This is a genomic window from Streptomyces sp. NPDC002057, from assembly GCF_040296665.1.
Lineage (GTDB): Bacteria > Actinomycetota > Actinomycetes > Streptomycetales > Streptomycetaceae > Streptomyces.
This window is the reverse complement of record NZ_JBEOXR010000025.1, coordinates 72452-98155: the sequence shown is the minus strand read 5'-3', so window position 1 is coordinate 98155 and position 25704 is coordinate 72452. Positions and strand designations below refer to the sequence as shown.

The window sequence follows — 25704 nt, the reverse complement described above, 5'->3', positions numbered from 1 at the left end:
GCCAGCCGCGTGTTCCGGCCCCGAGGCCCACTCCCGCTGCCCTGCTCCGGCGGCCCACTCCCGTGGCCCGGCACCCGTGGCCCCTACTCCCGTGTCCACTCCAGCAGGCGCTCCGCCGACCAGGTGTTGATCACCCGCTCCTCAGGCACTCCGCACTCCTCCGCCCGCGCGCAGCCGAGGATCTGCCACTCCAGCTGGCCCGGCGCGTGCGCGTCCGTGTCCACGGCGAAGTACGTCCCCGCCGCCACCGCGAGCCGCAGCAGCCGCCGCGGCGGATCGAGCCGTTCCGGGCGGCTGTTGATCTCGACGGCCGTCCCGGACTCGGCGCACGCGGCGAACACCCGTTCCGCGTCGAACTCGGACTCCGGCCGCAGCCGCCCACCCGCCACCAGCCGGCCCGTGCAGTGCCCGAGGACGTCCATCAGCGGGTCGCGGACCGCCCGTTCGAGGCGGCGGGTCATCGCCCCGGCCTCCATCCGGAGCTTCGAGTGCACCGAACCGACCACCAGGTCGAGACGGTCGAGCAGTTCGGGCTCCTGGTCGAGCGAGCCGTCCTCCAGGATGTCGCACTCGATCCCGGTGAGCAGGCGGAACGGCGCCCACTCCTCGTTCAGCCGCGCCACCACGTCCAGTTGCTCCCGCAGCCGCTCCGGCGACAGGCCGCGCGCCACCGTGAGCCGGGGCGAATGGTCGGTGAGGACCGCCCACTCGTGGCCGAGAGCCGCCGCCGCACGGCCCATGTCCTCGATCGTGGCACCGCCGTCGGACCAGTCCGAGTGGAGGTGACAGTCACCGCGCAGGGCGGCCCGCAGCGCCTCGCCGCCGCTCCCCGGCTCCGCCGTCCGCAGGGACTCCTCCAGTTCCGCCTCCAGCCGCGCCAAGTACTCCGGCACCTGCCCCGCCAGCGCCTCGCGCACCACCGCCGCCGTCTTGGGCCCGAGCCCCTTCACGGACTCCAGGGAGTCCGCCGTCGCGCGCCGCTCCGCCTCGCCCTCCGGGAGCGCGGCGACGGCGGTGGCCGCCGTGCGGAAGGCCTGCGCCCGGTACCTCGGCGCCTGCGCCCGTTCCAGCAGGAACGCGATCCGGTTCAGAGCGGCCACGGGGTCCATGACGTCCGCCTCAGGCGCCGTGCGCCGTGGAGTCCGCCGGCACCGTGATCGGGCCGATCTCGCACCAGACCGCCTTCCCCTCGCCGCGCGGCTCGACCCCCCACCGGGAGGCCAGCGCGTCGAGCAGCAGCAGTCCCCGTCCCGAGGTGGCGGCCTCGCCGGGGGTGCGCCGCCGGGGCCAGGCGCTCGACCGGTCCTGCACCGTGAGCCGTACCCGTCGCACCGGTTCGGGCAGCACCTCCAGGGTCAGCACCGCACCGCCCTCGGTGTGCAGCAGCACGTTGACGAGCAGCTCGCCGGTCAACAGCTCGGCGTCGTCGGCCAGTTCCGGCATGCCCCAGTCGCGCAGCGCCTGCCCCACAGCGGCCCGCGCGTCCGAGAGGCCCTGCGGGTCGGCCTGGTGGATGTACTGGTGGATGCGGGGCGCCCTCGGCGTGCCGGGGTCGGGGCTGCGCCGCAGCACCAGGAGCGCCACGTCGTCGCCCGAGCCCCAGCGCTCCCAGAGCCGTTCGGAGAGGTGGTCGGCGAGCGCCTCCGCCTGCGGCGGGCCGCTGCTGATGGCCTCCGAGAGCGCGGCGAGACCGCTCTCGATGTCGCTGCCCGGCTGCTCGACGAGACCGTCCGTGCAGAGGACGAGCGTCTCGCCGGGCACGAGGTCGAGCCGGGTCTCCGGGAACTCCTCGTCCCCGAACACCGTCGCGAGACCCAGCGGCAGCCCGCCCCGCAGGTTGGGCTGTCCGACCCGGCCGTCGGTGTGCCGGATCAGCGGCCCGAGGTGCCCGGCCCGGACGGCGCGCAGGGTGCCGCTCCCCAGGTCCACCTGGGCGTAGGTGCAGGTGGCGAAGCGGTTGGTGTCCAGTTCGGCGAGGAAGCGGGAGGCGCGGGCCAGGACCGTCGACGGCGCGTGTCCCTCGCCGGCGTAGGCCCGCAGGGCGATCCGCAGCTGCCCCATGATGGCGGCGGCGTGGGTGTCGTGGCCCTGGACGTCGCCCACGACGATCCCCACCCGGCCCCGGGGCAGCGCGATCACGTCGTACCAGTCGCCGCCGACCTGCCGGCCGCTCCAGGCCGCGTGGTACCGCACGGCGATCTCGCCGCCGGTGATCCGGGGGATCCGGCGCGGCAGCATCGTCGCCTGGAGCCCGGTCGCCAGCTCCCGCTCCTCGTCGAAGAGGATCGCCCGCTGGAGCGACTGGGCGACGATCGCCGCGAGCCCGAGCGCGAGGTTGCGCTCGTCGGCGTTGAACGACGTGCGGCCCCGGTAGAACAGGGCCATGCCGCCGAGGGAGCGCGCCTGCGCGACCAGCGGCAGGTAACAGGCGGCCCGGAAGTCCAGCCGCGCCAGGTACGGGGCGAGTTCGGGGAAGTCCCGCCCCAGCGACTGGAACGAGGAGACGAACCGGGGCCGCCCGCTGAGGACCGCCTCGGCCAGCGGCAGCCCCCGGTCGAGGCGCCGGACGCGGAAGTCGTTGAGGACGTCAAGGGTCTCGCCGCTGAGGGCGATGATGTTGAGCGAACCGTTCTCGACGAGTCCGAGCGCCAGCCCGTCGGCGCCGAGCCGGGCGAGCCCGCCGGGGCCGGTCAGGGCCGCCGTCACGTCGTCCACCGTCACCGCGCGCGACAGCGCGTTCGTCGTCCGCTCGACGATGCTCGTCTGGACCTCGCGCCGCTTCTCCAGCTCCTGGACGAAGGCGAACCGCGTCACCTCGGCGGTCGTGTCCCGTACGACGCCGACGATCCGCCGGGCCCGCCCGTCCGGCGAGCGCAGGATCCGCGCCTGGACGTGCGTCCAGTGGGGTGGTCCGTCGTCCTGCGGGATGGGGAAGTGCGCGGTGTACGACACCTCCCCGCTCTTGACCGCCTGCCGTACGACGCCCTCCAGTCGGCCCCGCTCCTGGGGGGCGAGACGGGCGAGGAGCGACACCGGGCGGCCGTCGTAGCCGTCCGGGGCCAGCCCGAAGACCCGCAGCCCCGGCTCGTCGACATCGATGGTGCCCGTGTCGAGATCCCAGTCGAAGCTGCCGGTCCGGTTCATGGCGAGCCACTCGGCGGGCCCGATCTCGCCGTTGCGCGTACGCCGGTCTTCATCGGTCATCCCCCCCATTGTCGAACCCGCGCCCTTCGGACGCCATGGCGATGACACGGCGTGGCGCGAGTTCGCCTCGGCCGGGGGACACGCGGGCGGGTGCCCGGGGGCGCTCCACGCCCGGAAACGCGCGGGGAAGCGCGGTCCCCGACGGGCCGGAACAGCCTGGTGCGGCCCCCCGGCTCCCGCCCCCTCGGGCCGCCGTCGCCCTCGTCCGCCGTCGCCCTCGTCCGCCGTCGCCCGCGTCCGCCCGCACGAGGGCACCCCGGAGGCCTGACCTGCGTCCGCGTCCCGCCCGGATGCGCTCCCGGTGGCCGGACACGAGAATGGCCAGTGCCGGAAGAACACGTAGGAGGCGGCATGAACGCTGAGCCCGACAAGACGTCCGTGGGGGACTTCCCGACGCCCGACCGGCTGCTGCACGCCGGGTCGGAGGGCGAGTTCACGGCGGAGGACCTGGTCCTCGCCTCCGGCCGTGACGTGAATCCGAAGAGCCTGGCCTGGGCGGAACGCCGCATGGCGGAGAAGGGCCGCGCGTCCATGGACGAGCTTCTGCCGTAGGACCGGCCGAGCCCGGTCCCCGGAGATCCCTCCCCTCAGTACCCCGAAGGCCCCGGTCCGGCACCCCCGGCCCGGGGCCCCGGGCCGTCCGGGGCCGCCCCGAGGCTTCCGCATTTGTGGAACACGTTCTACCGTGGCCGCCGTCACGCGTCGCACCGCACCGAGGACGCCGCAGGACCGCCGCCACGGGAGGGCCCCATGCACCTCGAATACACGCCCGAGCAGAACAGCCTGCGCGCCGAGCTGCGTGCGTACTTCGCCGAGCTGGTCCCGGAGGACGTCCACACCCGTTACGCGGACCCGGCCGCGCAGAAGCGCTTCTACCGCGAGACCGTGCGCCGGCTCGGCGCCGACGGCTGGCTCGGGGTCGGCTGGCCGACCGAGTACGGGGGACGCGGGCTGACCCCGATGGAGCAGTTCATCTTCTTCGACGAGGCGGCGCAGGCGGGCGTGCCGCTGCCCCTCATGGCGCTGAACACGGTCGGACCGACGATCATGCGGTTCGGCACCGAGGAACAGAAGGCCTTCTTCCTGCCCGGGATCCTCTCCGGAGAGATCGACTTCGCCATCGGCTACAGCGAGCCGGACGCGGGCACCGACCTCGCGGCCCTGAAGACCCGGGCGGTGCGGGAGGGGGACGAGAGCACCGGCACGTACACCGTCGACGGCCAGAAGATCTGGACCACCAACGGCGACACCGCCGACTGGGTCTGGCTGGCGGTCCGCACCGACCCGGACGCCCCTCCGCACAAGGGCATCACGATGCTGCTGGTCCCCACGAGCGACCCCGGCTACTCCTGCACGATCATCAACACCCTCGCCTCGCACGACACCACCGCCAGCTACTACGACAACGTCCGGGTGCCCGCGGCGCGCCGGGTGGGCGAGGAGAACAAGGGCTGGCGGCTCATCACCAACCAGCTCAACCACGAACGCGTCACCCTCGCCGCACACGGCACGATGGCGATCCGCGCGCTCCACGACGTACAGCGCTGGGCCGCCGACACCCCGCTCGCCGACGGCCGCCGCGTCATCGACCTGCCGTGGGTCCGCCGCACCCTCGCCCGCACGCACGTGCGGCTCGACGCGATGAAGCTCCTCAACTGGCAGATGGTGAACGCCGTCCAGCACGGCACGCTCACCCCCCAGGACGCCTCCGCCGTGAAGGTGTACGGCTCCGAGGCCCGCCGCGACGCCTACGCGGCCCTGATGGAGGTCGTCGCGGCGGCGGGCGCCCTCAAGGAGGGCTCGGCGGGCACGGTCCTCCACGGCGAACTCGAACGCGGCTACCGCTCGGCGGTCATCTTCACCTTCGGCGGCGGCAACAACGAGATCCAGCGCGAGATCATCTCCTGGATCGGCCTGGGCATGCCCCGCGTCCGCCGCTAGGGCCTGGCGACACCCCCGGCCTCGCGCGCTCGCGCGGCGCCGGGATCAGCGGTATTCGCAGAGGTAGGCGGTCTCCACCGCGACCTCGATCCGGAACCGGCTGTCGCCGGGGACCTCGAAGCGGTCACCGGCGGCGAAGGTCTCCCACGTGGTGGCGCCGGGCAGGCTGACCGTCAGGGCGCCGCTGACCACGTGCATGATCTCCGGGGCGGCGGTGCCGAACTCGTATGCCCCGGGGGCCATGACGCCGATGGTCGCCGGGCCCTGCTCCTGCGTGAACCCGATCGACTTGACCGAGCCGTCGAAGTACTCGTTGACCGTAAACATGTGCATCCTCATGGGCGTGGTGCGGAAGGGGTGGCCGGGTCATCGCGTACCGGCCACGGGTAGGGGAACCCTAGTGGCGCCCGGGAGCCGACGGGTCGGCGGCTCACCTGCTGGACGGAGCGGGCCGGCGCCGCGTCCGGGGCCACGGCGGGGCCGTCGCGCAACGCCGGGGGCAGCGCGCCCCGTACAGGGCTCGGGTTGAGGCTCGGTGCCATCGGCGTAGCGTGGAACTGATTCGAACGAGGAGCGGTGGCCATGGGCAAGCTCTCGAACGACCAGCTGCGCGAACGGGTACGCGGGACGGTCGTCACGGCCGACGACGACGGCTTCGACGAGGCGCGCGCCGTGCACAACGCGATGATCGACAGGAGGCCCGCCGTCGTCGTGCGCTGCGTCAACGCGGGCGACGTCATCGCCGCGGTCGACTTCGCCCGAGAGAACGGGCTCGATCTCGCGGTCCGGGGCGGTGGGCACAGCGTGCCCGGCTTCGGGACCTGCGACGACGGGGTCGTGGCCGATCTCTCCGGGATGCGCGGCGTCCGCGTCGACCCCCGGCGGCGGACCGCCCGCGCGGAGGGCGGGGCGACCTGGGGCGACTTCAACGCGGCGACCCACCCCTTCGGGCTCGCCACCACCGGCGGGATCATCTCCACCACGGGCGTCGGCGGACTCACCCTCGGCGGCGGCATCGGCTACCTCGCCCGCGGAGCGGGCCTGAGCTGCGACAACCTGATCTCGGCCGATGTGGTGACCGCGGACGGCCGGTTCCTCGTCGCGAGCGAGGAGGAGAACGCCGACCTCTTCTGGGCCCTGCGCGGAGGAGGGGGCAACTTCGGCGCCGTGACCTCGTTCGAGTACCGGCTCAGCCCCGTCAGGGACGTCTACGGCGGACCGATGCTCTTCGAGCTGGAGGACGCCGCCACCGTCGTGCGCTCCTTCGCCGAGTACATCGCCGACGCGCCGGAGGAACTGGGCGGGTTCCCCGCCTTCCAGATCGCCCCACCGCTCCCGTTCATCCCGGAGGACCGGCACGGTGACACGTTCGCCCTGGTCGTGGCGTGCTGGACCGGACCGCTCGACGAGGGAGAGCGCGCCCTCCAGCCCCTCCACGACTTCGCGCCGGTGGTCGCCGAGCACGTCGGACCCATGCCGTACCCGGCGCTCAACAGCGCGTTCGACGCGCTCGTACCCCCCGGCCTCCAGCACTACTGGAAGGCCAACTTCGTCACCGAGCTCACCGATGCCGCGATCGGTGCCCACGTGGAGCACGCCGCGGGGCTGCCCGCCGTGAACTCGACGGTCCACATCTACCCGATCGACGGAGCCTGCCACCGCGTCGCGCCGGAGGCCACGGCCTTCGCCTACCGGGACGCCTCGTTCGCCACCGTCATCGCCGGGATGTGGCCCGACCCCTCCGCCAACGAGGCCAACATCGCCTGGGTCCGCGACTACTACGCGGCGACCGCCCCGCACTCGGAGGAGGGCGGCTACGTCAACTTCATGTCGGACGACGACCAGAGCCGGACCAGGGCCAACTACGGCCCGAACTACGACCGCCTGGTCGAGGTCAAGCGGGCGTACGACCCGGGGAACCTGTTCCACCTGAACCAGAACATCGAGCCCTGAGGCCCGCCCCGCCCCCCGGGTCCCTCCCCGGCCGTCCCTCGCCGTCAGCCGGCGTCGGGCGGCCCGGGCCTGCTGAACTCCTCGATCAGCACCGGGTACTGCTCCCCGCCGTGCCCGGCCGCTATCGCGCGGTCGGCCAGCACCTTGAACAGCCGCGGGAGTTCGGCGTTGACGCCCACCGCCTCGCTCTCCTCGATGAGGTGGGTCATCGCGCGCGCGTCGGTCTCCAGGGTCGCCACCTCGGCGGGGAAGGCACCCGCGTCGACCTGCTCGGCGTAGCCGGGCAGCCAGTCGGCCACCCCGGCCGCCATCTGCCGTGCGAACGAAGCGAACGTCGTGGCGTCCACCCCGGCCGTCCTGAGCAGGGCCGTGCCCTGCAGCCAGGCGTTGAGGACGCTCCACATCATGGCGAGGCCGGCCACGTCGTACAGGGACCCGAGTCCGGGGTCGGAGCCGAGGTGGGTGACGGTGCCGAGCGCCTCCAGGGTGGTCCTGTGCGCCTCGAAGTGCTCCGGCGGGCCGCTCTGCAGGACGAGCGCCTCCGCCGTCCCGATCACCGGCGGTACGGCCATGAGGGCGCCGTCCAGGTAGCGGGCGCCGTGCTGTTCGGCCCAGCGGGCGGTCTCGCGGGCCTGGGCCGAGGAGCCCGAGGTGAGGTTGACCAGCGTCGCGCCGGCGAGTCCGGCGCCGTCCGCGTCGAGCAGTTCGCGCACGGCCCGGTAGTCCGTGACACAGAGGATCGTCAGGGGGCTCGCCCCGATCGCGGCGGCGACGGAGGGCGCCAGGCGCGCGCCCTGGGCCACGAGTGCGTCGGCCTTGGCGGCCGAACGGTTCCATACGGTGGTGGGATGCCCGGCCTTCAGGAACGCGGCGGCGAGCGCCCGGCCCATCAGCCCGAGTCCGACGACGGTCACGGGTGCGGTGGTTGGGTTGGTCATGGCAGCATCGTCGACGTTCATACCGGTGTGAAGGTCAAGCGAGGTTGTCGATGCGGATCGGGGAACTGAGTCGCCTGACGGGTGTCCACACCCATCAGCTGCGCTACTACGAGGCCCAGGGCCTCCTGGAGGCGGAGCGCCGCGCGAACGGATACCGCTCGTACGACGAGGGCGCCGTGCTGAGGGTCAAGCAGATCCGGCACCTGCTCGGCGCGGGATTGTCCTCCGAGGACATCGCCTACCTGCTGCCCTGTGCGGTCGGCGAGGGGCCGGAACTGGTCGGGTGCCCCGAACTGCTCGCCGCGATGCGGTCGCGGATGGGCCGGCTCGACGACCAGATGGCCGCACTGGCCCGCTCCCGCGACGCCCTCGCCGTCTACATCGACGCGGCCGAACGCACGGGCGCCGAGAGGTATCCGCCCTTCGACGACGCCGGGCTCGCGCCCGTCCCCGCCTGAGCCGCCGGGTGCGCGACCGGTTCCGAGGGGCCCGTTCCGGCGTAGCCTGAACGGCATGAGGGAGGACGCTTCATGAGTGCCGACCCCGGGCTGTTCGGCCCCCGCTCGGTCACCTGGCAGCTGCACAGCGACCCGGTCATGTGGATCGCCGGCGTCCGGGCGCTGTGGCTCCAGGCGCTGCACCCCGTCGCGGTGCGCGGCGTCATGATCAACAGCTCCTTCCAGGAGGACCCCTGGGGCCGGCTCATGCGGACCGCGAACTTCGTCGGGACCCTGAGCTACGGGACCACCGAGGCGGCGGAGGCGGCCGGCGCGCGGGTGCGCCGGATCCACCGGCTCATCGGCGTGGACGACCCCGAGCTGCTCCTCTGGGTGCACTGCGCCGAGACCGACTCCTACCTCTCCGTCGCACGCCGCTCCGGCATCCCGCTCGACGACGCCCGGGCCGACCGGTACGTCGACGAGCACCGCACCTCGGCCCGGCTCGTCGGACTCGACCCGGCCACCGTCCCCGGATCCACCGCCGAACTGGCCGCCTACTTCGACGCCGTACGCCCCCGGCTCGCCGCCGGACCCGACGCCCGCACCGTCGAGGACTTCCTCCGCAGACCGCCCGTGAAACCCGTCCTCGTACCGGCGCGCGAGGTGATCTGGCGGCGCGTCACGGCGCTCGCGTACGACACCCTGCCCCCGTACGCCCACGCGCTCTACGGCCGCCCCGCCCCGCCGCCCGAGAGCGTCACCCACCGGCTCGTCGCCACGGCCAACCTCCTGCGCTGCGTGCCCGCCCGCCTGCGCTGGCGGCTGCCGCCCCGGCACATCCTCCGCGCCGTGGACCGGCTCGGGCCGGAGACGCGACCCGACCCATACGCGTACCCCGCCCCGTACCCACTGTCCGAACCGGCGTCCATACTGGAGCAGCCGGAGAAGGCGGAGGAGATCGACGGGGGCGGCAGCACACGATGGGGGAATCGAGACTGATCCAGGGCCGGTACCGCCTGCACGAGGTGATCGGTCGCGGGGGCATGGGCGAGGTCTGGCGCGCCACCGACGAGGCGCTCGGCCGCGGGGTGGCCGTGAAGTGCCTCAAACCGCTCGGACCGCAGCAGGACCCCCAGGTCCTCACCGTGGTGCGCGAGCGCTTCCGGCGCGAGGCCCGGGTGGCCGCCGCGCTCCAGCACCGGGGCATCACCGTCGTGCACGACTTCGGCGAGTACGACGGCGTGCTCTTCCTCGTCATGGAACTCCTGGAAGGGCGCAACCTCAGCCAGCTCCTCGCCGCCAACGCCCAGCACCCGCTGCCCGTCCAGGACCTCGTCGAGATCGCCGACCAGGTCGCCGACGCCCTCGCGTACACCCACCGCCAGGGCATCGTGCACCGCGACCTGAAGCCCGCGAACATCATGCGGCTCCGGGACGGGACGGTGAAGATCTGCGACTTCGGGATAGCGCGCCTCGGCGCCGACATGGGGTTCACCTCCCGCCTCACCGGGACCGGCATCGCCATGGGCACGCCCCACTACATGTCGCCCGAGCAGATCGGCGGCGGCGAGATCGACCACCGCAGCGACCTCTACTCGCTGGGCTGCGTGCTGTACGAACTGGCCACCGGCGTGCCGCCCTTCGACCTCGGCGACTCCTGGGCGATTCTCATCGGACACCGGGACACCGTGCCGAGTCCGCCGCGCTCCCACCGCGCCGAACTCCCCGACTACTTCGACCGGATCGTGGTCGACCTGCTCGCGAAGGTGCCGGAGGAGCGACCGGCCGACGCGGGCGACCTGCGCCGCCGGATCGTCTCGGGGCGGATCTCGCTGTCCCTGCCCGGTGGAGTGCTGCCCGGCGGTCCGCTTCCCGGGGCGGCGGTCTCCGGGGGCACGGTCGTCCCGGGCCCCGGGCCCGCCGCACCCCCCGTGCCCGTGCCCGCCCCCGCGTGGCTCCGTGGGATCACCGGCGGGCACCGGCCCGCCGACGCCACCACCGCGCCGCGCCCCGCCGCGCACGACCCCGCCGCGGCCGTGCTCACCACCGAGTGGACCACCGCCGCCCCACCGGAGGCGCCCGCGCCGCCGCGCGTCGCCCCCTCCGCCGAACTGGTCGCGGTGCTCGCCGGCCGGTACCGCGCGGGCATGGGTCTCGGCCGTCTCGGCCGCTGGGACGAGGCCGAGTCCGTCCACCGGTCCGTCGCCGAGCACCGCTCGGCGGCCCTCGGCGACGACCACCCCGACACCCTCGCCAGCCAGTACGAGGTCGGCTTCGCCCTCGCCCGGCTCGACCGCCCCGCCGACGCCCTGCGCGTCTTCGACCGGGTCGCCGCGGACCGCGCGCGCGTCCTCGGCGAGGACCACCCCGACACCCTGGCCGCCCGGCAGGAGCGGGCGTACGCGCTCGGCCGCCTCGGACGGCACCCCGAGGCGTACGAGGTGTACGTCACCGTGCTCGCCGCACGCGAGCGCACCGTCGGCCCCGACCACCCCGACACCCTGCGCTGCCGCCACAACCTGGCGTTCACACTGGGGCGCCTCGGCCGCCTGGAGGAGTCGTACCGCACGGCCCACGAGGTCGCCGAGGCACGCGCCCGGCTGCTCGGCGAGGACCATCCGGACACCCTCGTGACCCGGCACGAGGTGGCGTACACCCTCGGACGCCTGGGACGCGGCGAGGAGGCGCTCGCCCAGTACCGGGCGGTCGCCGCCGCACGCGCCTCGGCCCTCGGCCCCGACCACCCGGAGACCCTCGCCGCCCGCTACGAGACCGGGGTCTTCCTCGGCCGGCTCGGCCAGGCCGCCGACGCGCTGGACGTCTGCCGCGACCTCGTCACCGCCCGCACCCGCGCGCAGGGCGCCGACGGGCCCGAGACCCTCCGCGCCCGGCACGCCCTCGCCGTCAACCTCGGCCGGCTCGGGCGCTGGCCGGAGGCGCTCGCCGAGTCGGAGAGCGTCCACGCCGACCGAGACCGGGTCCTGGGAGCGGACCACCCCGACACCCTGCAGAGCCGTCGGGAGGCCGCTGTGGCCCTCGGCCGGCTCGGCCGCTGGGAGGAGGCCCTGGCGGCGCACCGCGCGATCGCCGCCGTCCGCACCCGCCTCCTCGGACCCGCCCACCCCGACACCGTCGCCGCGCTGGAGGACGAGGCCCACTGTCTGGAGCGCCTGGGCCGCCACGCCGAGGCGGCGGCCCTCCTGCTGAGGGCGGCGACCCCACCGCGGCCTTGATCCACCGCCCCCTTTCCCCGGCTCGCCCGCCCGTGTGAGCATGAGCCATGACCGTCCCCGCACCGTCTCCCGGCGGCCCGGCCGCCGCCCGTTCCTACGACGCCGTCGTCGTCGGAGGCGGCCACAACGGCCTGGTCGCCGCCGCCTACCTGGCCCGCGCCGGGCGTTCCGTGCTCGTCCTCGAACGGCTCGGCTCGACCGGTGGGGCCGCCGTGTCCACCCGCCCCTTCGCCGGGGTCGACGCGCGCCTCTCCCGGTACTCGTACCTCGTCTCGCTCCTCCCGGAGAAGATCGTCCGCGAGCTGGGGCTGCGGTTCGCCGTACGGAAACGGTCCGTCTCCTCGTACACCCCGAAGGGCGACGGCGGCCTGCTCGTCGGCGGCGGCCCCGACCGCACCCGCGCCTCCTTCGCCGCGCTGACCGGCTCCGACCGCGAGTACGAGGCCTGGCAGGCCTTCTACGAGCGCACCGGCCGGGCCGCCCGCCGCCTCTTCCCCACCCTCACCGAGCCGCTCCCCACCCGCGCCGCGCTCCGTGCCCGTGTCGACGACCCCGAGACCTGGCGGATGCTCTTCGAGGAGCCCCTCGGCGTCACCGTCGAGCGGGAGTTCGCCGACGACCTCGTCCGCGGTGTGGTCCTCACCGACGCCGTCATCGGCACCTTCGCCGACGCCCACGACCCGACGCTCCTGCAGAACCGCTGCTTCCTCTACCACGTCATCGGCGGCGGCACCGGCGACTGGGACGTGCCCGTCGGCGGCATGGGCGCGCTCACCGACGCCCTCGCCGACGCGGCCCGCGCCGCCGGGGCGCACCTCCTCACCGGTCACGAGGTCACCCGGATCGAGACCGACGGGCGGCGGGCCTCGATCGGCTACCGCACCGCCGACGGCGAGGGCGTCGTCGAGGCCGACCGGGTCCTCGTCAACGCCTCGCCCCGCGACCTGGCCACCCTCCTCGGCGAGACGCCCCCGCCCGCCCCGGAGGGCGCCCAGCTCAAGGTCAACATGCTGCTCACCCGGCTGCCGAGGCTCCGCGACCGCTCCGTCGACCCGCGCGAGGCCTTCGCCGGCACCTTCCACATCGCCGAGGGGTACGGGCAGCTCGCCACCGCCCACGCCGAGGCCGCCGCCGGCCGGCTGCCCTCCGCTCCGCCCTCCGAGATCTACTGCCACTCCCTCACCGACCCGACGATCCTGGGACCCGAGCTCGCCGCCACCGGCCACCAGACCCTCACCCTGTTCGGGCTGCACACCCCCGCCCGGCTGTTCACCGCCGACAACGAGGGCGCCAGGGCCGCGCTCCTCGGGGCGACCCTCGCCCAGCTCGACGCCCATCTGGACGAGCCGATCGCCGACTGCCTCGCCCTCGACGCGGACGGCCGCCCCTGCGTCGAGGCGAAGACCCCCCTCGACCTCGAACGTGAACTGCGGCTTCCCGGCGGCCACATCTTCCACCGCGACCTCTCCTTCCCGTACGCGGAGGAGGGCACGGGCCGCTGGGGCGTGGAGACCCGGCACGCCAACGTGCTGCTCTGCGGAGCGGGCGCGGTCCGGGGCGGGGGAGTGAGCGGCATCCCCGGCCACAACGCGGCGATGGCGGCCCTGGGGCGGTGACGGGGGTACGGCCCCGCCGCCCGGGTCCCCGTTCCCGGCCCCGGGCCCCCCGCCCCGGCCTCCGGACCTCCGCCACCGCCACAGCGACCGCCCCGACGGTGCCCTCTCCGTTCGGGCGCGTTGACGTCGCCCCGCCCTCGCCTGTGGTGTGAAGCTGATCTGCGAGCGCGCTTAAGAAATCCTCGATGGACCGCGGGCGCTCCGTACGGAAGATTCTCTTCCGGGGATCTTGGGCGCGCAGCCGCGCCCGGACCCCGCACATCACAGGACACGCACGTCGGGAGCCGTTGCATTGAAGGCGCTGGTCAAGCTGAAGGCGGAGCCGGGACTCTGGCTCACGGACGTGCCCGAGCCGGAGACCGGCCCCGGAGACGTACTCATCAAGGTCAAGCGGACCGGGATCTGCGGGACCGACCTGCACATCCGGTCCTGGGACGGCTGGGCGCAGAAGACGATCGCGACGCCGCTGACCATCGGCCACGAGTTCGTCGGCGAGGTCGTCTCCGTCGGCCGTGACGTGTCCGACATCGCCGTCGGCGACCTCGTCAGCGGCGAGGGCCACCTCGTCTGCGGCAAGTGCCGCAACTGTCTGGCCGGCCGCCGCCACCTCTGCCGCGCCACGATCGGCCTCGGCGTCGGCCGGGACGGGGCCTTCGCCGAGTACGTGGCCCTGCCCGCGTCCAACGTGTGGGTGCACCGCGTCCCCGTCGACCTCGACGTCGCCGCGATCTTCGACCCCTTCGGCAACGCCGTGCACACGGCGCTCTCCTTCCCGCTCGTCGGCGAGGACGTCCTCGTCACCGGCGCGGGCCCGATCGGCATCATGGCCGCCGCCGTCGCCAAGCACGCCGGCGCCCGCAGCGTGATGATCACCGACGTCAGCGAGGAGCGCCTGGCCCTGGCGCGCAAGACGGGCGTCACCCTCGCCCTCAACGTCGCCGAGCAGACCATCGCCGACGGCCAGCGCACCCTCGGGCTGAAGGAGGGCTTCGACGTCGGCCTGGAGATGTCCGGCAACCCGCGCGCGATGCGCGACATGGTCGCCAACATGACGAACGGCGGCAGGATCGCCATGCTGGGCCTGCCCAGCGAGGACTTCGCCGTCGACTGGGCGAAGATCGTCACCTCCATGATCACGGTCAAGGGCATCTACGGCCGCGAGATGTTCGAGACCTGGTACGCGATGTCGGTGCTCCTGGAGGGCGGTCTCGACCTCGCCCCCGTGATCACCGGGCGTTACGCGTACACCGACTTCGAGGCCGCCTTCGACGACGCGGCCTCCGGCAAGAGCGGCAAGATCATCCTCGACTGGACTGCGGGAGCCTGACCCATGTTCGATTCCGTACGCGACGACATCCGTGCCACCCTCGACGAGATCCGGCAGGCCGGACTGCACAAGCCCGAGCGCGTCATCGGCACCCCGCAGTCGGCCACCGTCGCCGTCACCTCGGGCGGCCGTTCCGGCGAGGTGCTCAACTTCTGTGCCAACAACTACCTGGGCCTCGCCGACCACCCCGACGTCATCGCCTCCGCCCACGAGGCGCTCGACCGCTGGGGCTACGGCATGGCGTCCGTCCGCTTCATCTGCGGCACGCAGGAGGTGCACAAGGAGCTGGAGGCGCGCCTGTCCTCCTTCCTCGGCCAGGAGGACACGATCCTCTACTCCTCCTGCTTCGACGCCAACGGCGGTGTCTTCGAGACGATCCTCGGCCCCGAGGACGCCGTCATCTCCGACGCCCTCAACCACGCCTCGATCATCGACGGCATCCGCCTCTCCAAGGCCCGCCGCTTCCGCTACGCCAACCGTGACATGGCCGACCTGGAGCAGCGGCTGAAGGAGGCCGCCGACGGCGGCGCCCGGCGCAAGCTCATCGTCACCGACGGCGTCTTCTCCATGGACGGCTACGTCGCCCCGCTCGACGAGATCTGCGACCTGGCCGAGCGCTACGACGCCATGGTCATGGTCGACGACTCGCACGCCGTCGGCTTCGTCGGCCCCGGCGGCCGCGGCACCCCCGAGCTGCACGGCGTCATGGACCGCGTCGACATCATCACCGGCACCCTCGGCAAGGCCCTCGGCGGTGCCTCCGGCGGCTACGTCGCCGCCCGCGCCGAGATCGTCGCCCTGCTGCGCCAGCGCTCCCGCCCGTACCTCTTCTCGAACACCCTCGCCCCGGTGATCGCCGCCGCCTCCCTCAAGGTCCTCGACCTCCTGGAGACCGCCGGTGACCTGCGCGACCGGCTGCGAGCCAACACGGAGCTGTTCCGCACCCGTATGACGGCCGAGGGCTTCGACATCCTCCCCGGCGACCACGCCATCGCCCCCGTCATGATCGGCGACGCGTCCGAGGCCGGCCGCATGGCCGAGCTCCTCCTGGAGCGCGGCGTGTACGTGATCGGCTTCTCGTACCCGGTCGTGCCGCAGGGCCAGGCCCGGATCCGCGTCCAGCTCTCCGCCGCCCACTCCACCCAGGACGTGAACCGGGCCGTGGACGCCTTCGTCGACGCCCGCGCCGCCCTGCGGGGCTGAGGCGGGCGCGGGCCCCGCGGCCTGCGAGACTGGGGGAATGATCGAAGCGCGGCGGTTGCACATCCTCCGTGCGGTGGCCGACCACCGCACGGTCACGGCAGCGGCCGCCGCGCTCTATCTCACCCCCTCCGCCGTCTCCCAGCAGCTCGCCGCCCTGGAGCAGGAGACCGGCCACCGGCTGGTGGACCGCAGCGCCCGAGGGGCCCGGCTCACCCCGGCCGGCGAGATCCTGCTCAGCCACGCCAACGCGGTCCTGGCCCAGTTGGAGCGCGCCGAGTCCGAACTCGCCGCCTACAGCTCCGGCGAGGCCGGTACGGTCACGGTCGCCGCCTTCGCCACCGGCATCGGCCTGGTGGTGGCCCCGGCCCTCACGGCCCTGGCCCGCACCGCGCCCGGCATCCGGGTCCGGGTGCGCGACGCCGAGGGCGACGAGAGCCTGCTCATGGTCCTCGACCGGCAGGTGGACGTGGCCGTCGCCGTCGAGTACCGGGGCGCTCCGGGCGAGGACGACGCCCGTCTCACCCGCGTCCCGCTCTACGCGGAGCCCTTCGACGCGGTCCTGCCGCCCGGCCACCGGCTGGCGCACCAGGAGCGCGTCGCGCTCGCCGACCTCGCCAAGGACGCCTGGATCGGGCAGTCCACCGGCAACCCCTGCCACGACGTCACCGTCCTGGCCTGCGAGTACGCGGGCTTCGCGCTGCGCCCGGAGCACTCGTCCGACGACTTCCGCGCGGTCGTGGCCCTCGCGGCGGCGGGCGCGGGCGTGGCGCTCGTGCCGCGTTCGGCCCTGCGCGGGACGGAGCTCACGGGCGTGGAGGTCCGCCCGATCGACGGCGTCGCCCCGACGCGCCGGGTCTTCGCCGCCGTCCGGCGCGGCGCCGAGGAGCACCCGCTGATCAGCCCCGTACTGACCGCCCTGCGCGCGGCAGCGGAGCCCGGCGCCTGAGACGCGCGCGACGGCCGGCCGGTGGCTCGGTCACCGGGAGTCCACGCCCACGGTCGGCGAGGGGCGTCCCCCGCCGACCGTGGGCCGCCGCGGCTACCAGATGGTGGAGAAACCGAGACGCAGACGTTCGTCCTCGGTGGCCACGGTGAGCGAGCCGTCCCGCACCAGGGCGGCCTCCGCCGGGGTCAGCGCCTTCCCGAAGAGGCGCACGTCGTCCAGGGTCCCGCGGAAGAGCTGCGCGACCCCGGCCGGCTGGTTGGGGAAGTCGGGCCGGGCACCGATGTGGATGTTGAACTCGCCGGAGGGGGTGAGGCTCGTGTTCGTCTCCATCATCGCCACCTTCATGGCGGCGGTGGCCGGAGCGCCCTCGTCCACGGCGAGGCTGATGCCGCCGCCGCCACGGCTGAACACGACGTGGTGCCACGCGCCGTCGTTGTAGGAGGAGGGCAGCGTCACCTCGGTGACGCGGGCGTCCGTGCCGACGGTGGCGCGCAGGACGTTGCCCGCACCGGGTTCGGCGCGGACCGAGAAGTGCCGGCCCTGCATCCCGTACGCCCACACGATCGGCAGCGTGCCGGTGGTGGCCGAGTGCCGGAACCAGGCCGTGACGGTGAAGTCCTTGTCGTCGACCCGCAGGGACGGCGAGCAGACGAGGCGCAGGTAGTCGTCCGTGCCGTCGAACTCCATGGCCTTGCCGCTGCCGCGCGCTCCGAGGACGGCTCCGCCGTGGATGACGGCGTGGTTGCCGGGCGTGCCGGGGGCCCGCTCGCGGGTGTCGGCGGTGCGCGGGCGCCGCAGCTCGGTGGCCGCGCCGTTCATCGCCGTCTCGGTGAAGGAGGCGAAGACGACGTTGCCGTGCGGGATGTTGCCGGCCGTCTCGTACAGGATGCCGATGGAGCGGTCCGGCAGCAGCGTCAGATCGGAGTAGCCGGTGCGGGCCGCCGAGACCAGGGTGCCGACGGTCTTCCAGGTCCGGCCCTCGTCGTACGAGGAACGGACGGCCAGCTCTCGCCGGTCCTCCAGCGCGCTCGGGCCGAGCCGCGAGGGACCCGAGTAGAGGAGCTGGTCGGGCTTGCCGTCGCGATCCATCGCGTGCAGCCGCAGCAGCGAGCCGAACGTCGGGGAGGTGTCCAGGTTGGCCACCGGGGTGAAGGGCGCGGCGAAGGAGGCGCCGCCGTCGACGCTCGTGGTCTCCAGCCGGTGCTCGTTGGTGAGGCAGCGGGTGGGTTCGGAGTTGCGCGCGTTGACGTACACGGCGCCGTCGGTGGTCTGGGCGACGGTCAACTCACCGGGGAACGCGCCGGTCTTCGGTACCGGGGTGGTGGTCGCGCCCAGGCTCCAGTTCAGGCCGCCGTCGTCGCTGAAGTACAGCTGGGCCCCGGCGGTCGTGTCGCCCCCCGCCGTGTGGTCGCCCGGCACGATCAGCCGACCCTGGTGCGGGCCGCGGTCGAGCTGGATGCCGTGGCCGGGGCCGGTGGACACCCAGCCCCATCCCGCGGCCTTGAGCTGCGGCAGCGCGACGCTCGCGGACCAGGTCGCCCCGCCGTCCGTGCTGTGCACGGCGTGGACGGTGCGGGAGAAGCCCTTCCGCGAGGGGGCGGCCGCGTTGCGGTTCCAGTCGCTGCTGGAGTACAGGAGCGTGATCCGGCCGGTGGCCGCGTCCACGACGGGGGCGGGGTTGCCGTGCGCCAGCACGTCACCCGCGCCGACGACCACCCTGAGGTCCTTCTCCCAGGTCTTGCCGCCGTCGAGCGACCTCTTGAGCACCAGGTCGTTGTCGCCGACGTCGTTGCAGCCGGTCGTGTCCAGCCGCGTGCGGCCCTCGGCGAAGGCGAGGACGACGCCCGTCCCCGTGGTGACGACGGCCGGGATCCGGGTGCAGAAGTAGGTCTCGCGCGCCTTGAACAGGGTGGTGAGCACCTGCGTCGGGACCGACGCGGCGGCGGCCGTGGCCGTGTTCGTGGACGCGGCCGCGCGCGTCGGCGGTGTGACCGCGAGGACGAGCGCCGCCAGGACGGCGAGGGAGAGCGCGCACAGCCATGCGGACAGTGCGAAGCGGCGCGCGCCCGGTGGGCGGCGCTCGGACAGGGACGACACGAAGGAACACCTCGATACGAAGGCGAAGGGCGTGGGAGCGGCTGGGCCTGGAAGCGGTCGTGCCGCTCGTCGGCGGGCCGGTTGCGGCGACCCCCGCGGTCCGGAAGAGCACCGCGTACGGGCGACACGACAGACGCTCGCCTCCGCGTTCGTCTCATCCCCCCGGTGAGATCTCCCGTCGGGACGGTACCTCATGTGATCACGTGTGCGCAGTCCGCACCGCTGTCCGACCGGGTGAGCTCAATCGGCCGATCTGGCCCAGCCGTTCGCCTCGATCCGGGCCCCGTCGGCCGGCCGCGTCTCGTCGAACACCCGGTGCCCCGCCCCGTCGAGCAGCCGCAGCCCGTCCACGTACACACCCCGCCCCACGTACCGCTGGTCGGTGGTGTACCGCCAGCGCAGGAGCGCGTCCGCCCCGGGCAGTGCTGCGGTGACGGTGTGCCAGATCCGGCCTGACCAGCCGCCGACCGTGCCCGTCGGGTGTGCGGTGCGCCCGTCGGTGGTGAAGGGCACCGGCCGCCAGGTCGCGCCGCCGTCCCCGGAGGTCTCCAGGACGACCGGGTCCGCGCCCGGCTCGGTGTCCCACCACAGCGCGCACTCCAGGCGGACGGCGCCCGTCACCCGGGGGAGCGTCAGCGTGGCGGTCGTGGCGCTCGCCATCCCGGCGAACCACGGGGGTTTCCGCCGCCGGAGCGAGGCCGGGAGCGCGGGGGCCGTACGGTCCCGGGCCGGTCGTACGGGTACGGCCCTGGCCAGTTCGTTCGCGGTGGCCACGCGGGGGGCCGAGCCCGAGCGCCAGGAGCGCACGGGGTGGACGGAGTTGCCGAGGACGATCAGGAACGCGTCGGTCGTCGGGTCCAGGACGAGGCTGGTGCCGGTGAAGCCGGTGTGGCCGGCCGTCCGGGGCGTGGCCATCGCGCCCATGTACCAGTGCTGGTAGAGCTCGAAGCCGAGGCCGTGCTCGTCGCCGGGGAAGGCGGTGTTGAAGTCGGTGAACATCAGCTCCACGGAGGCGGGGGAGAGGACGCGGGCCCGTCCGTACGCCCCGCCGTTGAGCAGGGTGCGGGCGAGGATCGCGAGGTCCCAGGCGCGGGAGAAGATCCCGGCGTGGCCCGCGACGCCGCCCATGCTGTGGGCGTTCTCGTCGTGGACCTCGCCGCGCACCATGCCCCGGTCGAGGCCGGACCAGGGCGGCCGGGCGTCCTCGGTGGCCGCGATCTCCGGCCGCCAGGAGAGCGGGGGATTGAACCGCGTGCGGTGCATCCCGAGCGGAGCGGTGATCTCGTCGTGGAGCAGGACATCCAGACCGAGACCGGTGATCTCCTCCAGGATCAGCTGAAGGGAGATCAGATTCAGATCGGAGTAGAGGTACGTCGAGCCCGGCGGGTTCGCCGGGACCTCGCTCCAGAGCAGCCGCAGCTTCCCCTCCCGCGTCGGCTCCCGGTACAGCGGGATCCAGGACCGGAACCCGGAGGTGTGGGTGAGCAGCTGACGGACCGTGACGTCCTGCTTCCCGCCGCCGCCGAACTCCGGCAGGTACGAGGTGACCCTCGCCTCCAGGTCCAGGGTGCCGCGCTCGATCTGCTGCACCGCCAGGATCGAGGTGAACAGCTTGGAGACCGACGCCAGGTCGAAGACGGTCCGCTCGGTCATGGGGACCCGCAGCTCGGGCGGCAGCTCGATCCCGGTGTCCGTCTTCTCGTCGTAGGCCGCGTACCGCACGGCCGAGCCGATCGCCCGGTGCAGGGCGACGGTCCCGCCGCGCCCGGCGAGCAGCACCGCGCCCGCGTACCAGGGGTGGGTGGGGGAGGGGGCGAGGAAGCTCTCGGCCTCCGTCACGAGCCGGTCCAGGTGCGGGGCGAGCAGCCCGGCCCGCCGGGCCGAGCCGCGCCGCAGCGTGGTCCGCCGCGCGGCCGACGGGGCGGAGGAGGCGGACCCGGCCGAGAAGGCGGACCCTGCTCCCTCGCCCGGAAGCCCCGATCCCGATCCCGAGCCGGGCCCCGGGGCGGCCGCGGCCCCCGGCACCGCACCGATCATCACCGCACCTCCGAGGGCCAGTACCCCGCCGCCGAACGCGCGGCGGCTCAGCCGTCCGTCTCGTGTCGCATCCTCCGTCATGCCCACCCTCTCCCACCGCGGGCCGCGGCGAAACGTCGACCTGCCGCCGCAAAGAATCTGACGATGCATCAGAAAAGCTCTTCCCTCCGGCACGCCGCTGCGGCATCCTGCCGCCCATGAAGACGGAGCTGAGTCGCACCCTGGGGATCGAGCACGCCATCTTCGGCTTCACGCCCTTCCCCGCGGTGGCCGCCGCACTCACCAGAGCCGGCGGGTTCGGCGTCCTCGGGGCGGTCCGCTACACCGCCCCCGACGACCTCGCCCGCGACCTCGACTGGATGCAGGAGCACACCGACGGCCTGCCCTACGGGCTCGACGTCGTGATGCCCGCCAAGAAGGTCGAGGCCACGGGAGGCCGGACACTGACCGAGGCCGACGTCGAGGCCATGATCCCGGAGGAGCACCGGGCGTTCGTCCGCGCCACCCTCGCCAAACACGGCGTGCCCGAACTCGCCGAGGGCGAGGCCTCCGGCTGGCGCATCACCGGCTGGATGGAGCAGGTCGCCCGCAACCAGCTCGACGTGGCCTTCGACTACCCGATCAAACTGCTCGCCAACGCCCTCGGCTCCCCACCGGCCGACGTCGTCGCCCGCGCCCACGACCACGGCGTGCTCGTCGCCGCCCTCGCCGGCAGTGCCCGCCACGCCCGCCACCACGCCGAGGCCGGCATCGACGTCGTCGTCGCCCAGGGGTACGAGGCGGGCGGCCACACCGGCGAGATCGCCTCCATGGTCCTCACCCCCGAGGTCGTCGACGCCGTCTCCCCGCTGCCCGTGCTCGCCGCCGGCGGCATCGGCAGCGGCGAGCAGATCGCCGCCGGACTCGCGCTCGGCGCGCAGGGCGTCTGGCTCGGCTCGATCTGGCTCACGACCACCGAGGCCGAGCTGCACTCCCGCGCCCTCACGGCCAAGCTCCTCGCCGCCGGTTCCGGCGACACCGTCCGCTCCCGCGCCCTGACCGGCAAGCCCGCCCGGCAGCTCCGCACCGAGTGGACCGACGCGTGGGACGACCCGGCGGGCCCCGGCACGCTCCCCATGCCGCTGCAGGGACTCCTCGTCGCCGAGGCCGTCTCCCGCATCCAGCGGTACGAGGTCGATCCGCTCCTCGGCACCCCCGTCGGGCAGATCGTCGGCCGGATGAACTCCGAGCGCAGCGTCCAGCAGGTCGTCGACGAGCTCACCCGCGGCTTCGAGAAGGCCGTCGACCGTGTCAACCGCATCGCCGGAAGGAGCGAGGGATGAGCAGTGGGACGGCCCCCGGATTCTGGGCGCAGGCCGCCGCCGACCCGGGCCGTACGGTCCTGGTCGCGCCCGACGGCGAGGAGTGGACCGCCGGCCGGCTGCACACCGAGGCGAACCGGCTGGTCCACGGATTGCGGGCGGCCGGTCTCGAGCGGGGCGACGCCTTCGCCGTGGTCCTCCCCAACGGCCCCGAGTTCTTCGCCGCCCATCTCGCCGCCACCCAGGCCGGCTTCTACCTCGTCCCCGTCAACCACCACTTCGTCGGCCCCGAGATCGCCTGGATCGTCGCCGACTCGGGGGCGAAGGTCCTCCTCGCCCACGAGCGGTTCGCGCAGGCCGTGACCGTCGCCGCCGACGAGGCCGGTCTCGCCGCCACCCACCGGTACGCCGTGGGGGCGATCCCCGGTTTCCGCCCCTACGCCGAGCTGCTCGAAGGGCGGGACGGGGTCGCGCCCGCCGACCGCACCCTCGGCTGGGTCATGAACTACACCTCCGGCACCACCGGGCGGCCCCGCGGCATCCGGCGGCCGCTCCCCGGTCGGCTCCCCGAGGAGACCCATCTCGGCGGCTTCCTCGGCATCTTCGGCATCCGGCCGGGCGGCGGGAACGTCCACCTCGTCTGCTCGCCGCTCTACCACACCGCCGTGCTGCAGTTCGCGGCCGCCGCGCTGCACATCGGGCACCCCCTCGTCCTGATGGACCGGTGGGCGCCGGAGGAGATGCTCCGGCTGATCGACCGGTACGCCTGCACCCACACCCACATGGTCCCCACCCAGTTCCACCGGCTGCTCTCCCTCCCGGGGGAGGTGCGGGAGCGGTACGACGTCTCCTCCATGCGGCACGCCATCCACGGTGCCGCGCCCTGCCCCGAACACGTCAAGCGGGCGATGATCGACTGGTGGGGCGGGTGCGTCGAGGAGTACTACGCCGCGAGCGAGGGCGGCGGTGCCTTCGCGACCGCCGACGAGTGGCTGAAGAAGCCCGGCACCGTCGGCAGGGCGTGGCCCATCAGCGAACTCGCCGTCTTCGACGACGACGGGGTCCGGCTGCCGCCGGGCGAACTCGGCACCGTCTACCTCAAGATGAACACCGGCGGTTTCCAGTACCACAAGGACGAGGCGAAGACGGCGAAGAACCGCATCGGCGACTTCTTCACCGTCGGGGACCTCGGCGTCCTCGACGAGGACGGCTATCTCTTCCTCCGCGACCGCAAGATCGACATGATCATCTCCGGCGGGGTCAACATCTACCCGGCCGAGATCGAGGCCGCGCTCCTCGCCCATCCGGCCGTCGCCGACGCCGCCGCGTTCGGCATCCCGCACGCCGACTGGGGCGAGGAGGTCAAGGCCGTCGTCGAGGTGGCGGAGGGGTACGCGCCGGGAGCGGCGCTCGCCACCGAGATCCTGGCCCACTGCGCGGACCGGCTCGCCGGTTTCAAGCGCCCGAAGTCGGTCGACTTCGTCACGGCCATGCCCCGCGACCCCAACGGCAAGCTGTACAAGCGCCGTTTGCGGGACCCGTACTGGGAGGGCCACGAGCGCCCCCTCTAGTTCCGGCCCCCATCCAGGACATGTCCGGTCCCAGCAGGTCTGGAACCGGGCATGCCGCTGTCATCCGGTAGGATCTCTTCCGTAGATACCTTTGCTTTGAAAGCAAAATCAATGGGAGGGAGTGCGCGGTGCCGACAGCACGCGAGGAAGACGAGCCCCCCGAACGGCCGGATCTTGACGAGGCCGTCCGTACGCTGCTGCTCCTCATGCCCCGCATGGTCGGGCGGGCCAAGCGGATCCGGATCCCCGACGAGCTCCAGTCGCTCACCCTCGCGCCCCGCCACCTCTCCCTGCTCGCCTACCTCCTCTTCGACGGACCGCTCGGCGTCAACGAGCTCGCCGCCCGGCTGGAGGTCGCCCCCACGACCGTGAGCCTCATGGTCGGGGACCTGGCGAAGAAGGGCGTACTGGAACGGGTCGAGGACCCCGCCGACCGCAGGCGCAAGATCGTCTCGATCGCGCCGGCGCACAGCGCCGCGATCGACGGCTGGCTCGGCCGCAGCGCCGCCGCCTGGCGCGCGGCGCTCGCGCCGCTCGACGCGGAGCAGCGACGGATGTTCCTGGAGACGCTCACCGCGTACGAGCACGGCCTCGGTGACCCCCTGGATTGACCGAACCGGGGCGAAAGCCCCCTTTGTGGCAGGATGCGGATCATGAGTTCGAGCACGGTGTCATTGACACGGCAGTGGACCACCTGGGGGCCGGTGGTGGCGGCGCTTGTGCTCGTCGCGGCCTGGGGGCGCGACCTGCCGGGCTTCGCCGTCGGGCTCATCGCCCTCTGCCTCATCGCCGCCGTCCTCGCGGCGGTCCACCACGCGGAGGTCATCGCCCACCGCGTGGGCGAACCCTACGGCTCCCTCGTCCTCGCCGTGGCGGTCACCGTCATCGAGGTCGGACTCATCGTCACCCTGATGGTGGGAGGCGGCGAGAAGACCTCGACGTACGCCCGTGACACCGTCTTTGCGGCGATCATGATCACTTGCAACGGCATCGTCGGCCTGTCCCTCCTCGTCGGCGCGCTCCGCAACCGGGTCGCCGTCTTCAACGCCGAGGGATCCGGCGGCGCGCTCGCCACCGTCTGCACCCTGGCGACGATGACGCTCGTCCTGCCCTCCTTCACCACCAGCCACCCGGGCCCCGAGTTCTCCGGCGTCCAGCTCGCCTTCGCCGCCGTCGCCTCCATCTGCCTGTACGGCGTGTTCGTCGGCGTCCAGACCGTCCGTCACCGGGACTACTTCCTCCCCGTGCCGCGCCCCGGCCAGGAGTCGGAGGACGAGCACGCCGACCCGCCGACCCGGCGCGACGCCTGGACCAGCCTCGGCCTCCTCGTCGTCGCCCTCGTCGCCGTCGTCGGCAACGCCAAGCTGATCTCGCCGACGATCGAGGACGGCGTCCAGTCGGCGGGCCTGCCCAAGGCGGTCGTCGGTGTCGTCATCGCCCTGATGGTGCTGCTGCCCGAGACCCTCGCCGCCGTCCGCGCGGCCCGCCGTGACCGGATGCAGACCAGCCTCAACCTCGCCTACGGCTCCGCGATCGCCAGCATCGGCCTGACGATCCCGGCGATCGCGCTCGCCTCGATCTGGCTGTCCGGACCCCTGGTCCTCGGTCTCGACCCCCTCCACATGGTCCTGCTCGTGCTCACCGGCGTGGTGAGCGCCCTGACCGTGGTCCCCGGCCGGGCCACCCTCCTCCAGGGCGGCGTCCACCTCGCGATCTTCGCCGCCTTCGTCTTCCTGTCGTTCAGCCCCTGACGACAGCCCCGCACCAACCGGGCAGCGGTGAGGCCGAGCGGGCCCGCCGTTCCTGACGCCCGCGCCCGACGCCCGCTCCCGACGGTCGGCTCCGCACCGCGCGCCGTCCGGGCGGGCGACGGCGCGCGGCGAAGTGCTTGACCTTC

The 25704-nt window shown here is 73.6% G+C and carries 20 protein-coding genes; 14 read left to right on the top strand and 6 right to left on the bottom strand.

The window, feature by feature from the left end:
• Window positions 1-83 precede the first annotated feature (83 nt).
• Complete coding sequence (locus ABT129_RS20565; RefSeq protein WP_351903235.1) at window positions 84-1109, bottom strand: PHP domain-containing protein; 1026 nt, start codon at window positions 1107-1109, stop codon at window positions 84-86.
• A 10-nt stretch (window positions 1110-1119) separates the two neighbouring features.
• Window positions 1120-3204 (bottom strand): SpoIIE family protein phosphatase, encoded by a 2085-nt coding sequence (locus tag ABT129_RS20560; RefSeq protein ID WP_351903232.1) that lies wholly within the window; start codon window positions 3202-3204, stop codon window positions 1120-1122.
• A 351-nt stretch (window positions 3205-3555) separates the two neighbouring features.
• On the opposite strand from ABT129_RS20560, the gene ABT129_RS20555 reads away from it, so the two are divergent.
• Together ABT129_RS20555 and ABT129_RS20550 are read left to right on the top strand one after the other, a co-directional pair.
• Window positions 3556-3756, top strand: a complete 201-nt coding sequence (locus tag ABT129_RS20555) for a hypothetical protein (protein ID WP_351903230.1) — start codon at window positions 3556-3558, stop codon at window positions 3754-3756.
• Between the two features lie 198 nt (window positions 3757-3954).
• The gene (locus ABT129_RS20550; protein WP_351903227.1) at window positions 3955-5145 is read left to right on the top strand and encodes an acyl-CoA dehydrogenase family protein; all 1191 of its coding nucleotides are present in this window, start codon (window positions 3955-3957) and stop codon (window positions 5143-5145) included.
• A 45-nt stretch (window positions 5146-5190) separates the two neighbouring features.
• Here the strand turns inward: ABT129_RS20550 and ppnP are convergent, their stop codons facing one another.
• Window positions 5191-5472 (bottom strand): pyrimidine/purine nucleoside phosphorylase, encoded by a 282-nt coding sequence (ppnP, locus tag ABT129_RS20545; protein ID WP_351903224.1) that lies wholly within the window; start codon window positions 5470-5472, stop codon window positions 5191-5193.
• Between the two features lie 255 nt (window positions 5473-5727).
• Here ppnP and ABT129_RS20540 point away from each other — a divergent pair, with 255 nt between their 5' ends.
• Window positions 5728-7098, top strand: coding sequence for an FAD-binding oxidoreductase (locus ABT129_RS20540; protein WP_351903221.1), 1371 nt, complete (start codon window positions 5728-5730; stop codon window positions 7096-7098).
• Window positions 7099-7142: 44 nt separating this feature from the next.
• Here ABT129_RS20540 and ABT129_RS20535 read toward each other — a convergent pair whose 3' ends face one another.
• Window positions 7143-8036: an NAD(P)-dependent oxidoreductase gene (locus ABT129_RS20535; RefSeq protein ID WP_351903218.1), complete on the bottom strand. Its 894-nt coding sequence runs from the start codon at window positions 8034-8036 to the stop codon at window positions 7143-7145.
• A 50-nt stretch (window positions 8037-8086) separates the two neighbouring features.
• Here ABT129_RS20535 and ABT129_RS20530 point away from each other — a divergent pair, with 50 nt between their 5' ends.
• From ABT129_RS20530 to ABT129_RS20500, 7 genes are all read left to right on the top strand, one after another.
• Window positions 8087-8494 carry a MerR family transcriptional regulator gene (locus ABT129_RS20530; protein WP_351903215.1) on the top strand — a complete coding sequence of 136 codons (408 nt, stop codon included), beginning with the start codon at window positions 8087-8089 and terminating at the stop codon, window positions 8492-8494.
• Between the two features lie 72 nt (window positions 8495-8566).
• A complete protein-coding gene (locus tag ABT129_RS20525) occupies window positions 8567-9475 on the top strand; it encodes an oxygenase MpaB family protein (protein ID WP_351903212.1) in 909 nt (302 codons plus the stop codon).
• A complete protein-coding gene (locus tag ABT129_RS20520) occupies window positions 9457-11709 on the top strand; it encodes a serine/threonine-protein kinase (RefSeq protein WP_351903209.1) in 2253 nt (750 codons plus the stop codon). The genes ABT129_RS20525 and ABT129_RS20520 overlap by 19 nt, the downstream gene beginning before the upstream one ends.
• A 47-nt stretch (window positions 11710-11756) precedes the next feature.
• Window positions 11757-13325, top strand: a complete 1569-nt coding sequence (locus ABT129_RS20515; RefSeq protein WP_351903206.1) for a phytoene desaturase family protein — start codon at window positions 11757-11759, stop codon at window positions 13323-13325.
• Window positions 13326-13617: 292 nt separating this feature from the next.
• Window positions 13618-14652 carry an L-threonine 3-dehydrogenase gene (tdh, locus tag ABT129_RS20510; RefSeq protein ID WP_351903203.1) on the top strand — a complete coding sequence of 345 codons (1035 nt, stop codon included), beginning with the start codon at window positions 13618-13620 and terminating at the stop codon, window positions 14650-14652.
• Window positions 14653-14655: 3 nt separating this feature from the next.
• Window positions 14656-15855 carry a glycine C-acetyltransferase gene (locus ABT129_RS20505; RefSeq protein WP_351903200.1) on the top strand — a complete coding sequence of 400 codons (1200 nt, stop codon included), beginning with the start codon at window positions 14656-14658 and terminating at the stop codon, window positions 15853-15855.
• A 37-nt stretch (window positions 15856-15892) separates the two neighbouring features.
• On the top strand, window positions 15893-16801 hold the full coding sequence (locus ABT129_RS20500; protein WP_351903197.1) for a LysR family transcriptional regulator: 909 nt from the start codon (window positions 15893-15895) through the stop codon (window positions 16799-16801).
• Between the two features lie 93 nt (window positions 16802-16894).
• On the opposite strand, the gene ABT129_RS20495 is transcribed toward ABT129_RS20500, so the two are convergent.
• Window positions 16895-18898: an exo-alpha-sialidase gene (locus ABT129_RS20495; protein WP_351903194.1), complete on the bottom strand. Its 2004-nt coding sequence runs from the start codon at window positions 18896-18898 to the stop codon at window positions 16895-16897.
• Between the two features lie 240 nt (window positions 18899-19138).
• On the bottom strand, window positions 19139-21016 hold the full coding sequence (locus ABT129_RS20490; RefSeq protein ID WP_351903191.1) for a serine hydrolase domain-containing protein: 1878 nt from the start codon (window positions 21014-21016) through the stop codon (window positions 19139-19141).
• Window positions 21017-21132: 116 nt separating this feature from the next.
• Here ABT129_RS20490 and ABT129_RS20485 point away from each other — a divergent pair, with 116 nt between their 5' ends.
• The 4 genes from ABT129_RS20485 to ABT129_RS20470 all read left to right on the top strand — a co-directional run bounded on the left by ABT129_RS20485 (window position 21133) and on the right by ABT129_RS20470 (window position 25558).
• On the top strand, window positions 21133-22257 hold the full coding sequence (locus ABT129_RS20485) for an NAD(P)H-dependent flavin oxidoreductase (protein WP_351903188.1): 1125 nt from the start codon (window positions 21133-21135) through the stop codon (window positions 22255-22257).
• Window positions 22254-23807, top strand: a complete 1554-nt coding sequence (locus tag ABT129_RS20480) for an acyl-CoA synthetase (RefSeq protein ID WP_351903185.1) — start codon at window positions 22254-22256, stop codon at window positions 23805-23807. The genes ABT129_RS20485 and ABT129_RS20480 overlap by 4 nt, the downstream gene beginning before the upstream one ends.
• Window positions 23808-24013: 206 nt before the next feature.
• Complete coding sequence (locus ABT129_RS20475; RefSeq protein WP_351903261.1) at window positions 24014-24418, top strand: MarR family winged helix-turn-helix transcriptional regulator; 405 nt, start codon at window positions 24014-24016, stop codon at window positions 24416-24418.
• Between the two features lie 42 nt (window positions 24419-24460).
• Window positions 24461-25558 carry a calcium:cation antiporter gene (locus ABT129_RS20470; protein ID WP_351903182.1) on the top strand — a complete coding sequence of 366 codons (1098 nt, stop codon included), beginning with the start codon at window positions 24461-24463 and terminating at the stop codon, window positions 25556-25558.
• Window positions 25559-25704 lie beyond the last annotated feature (146 nt).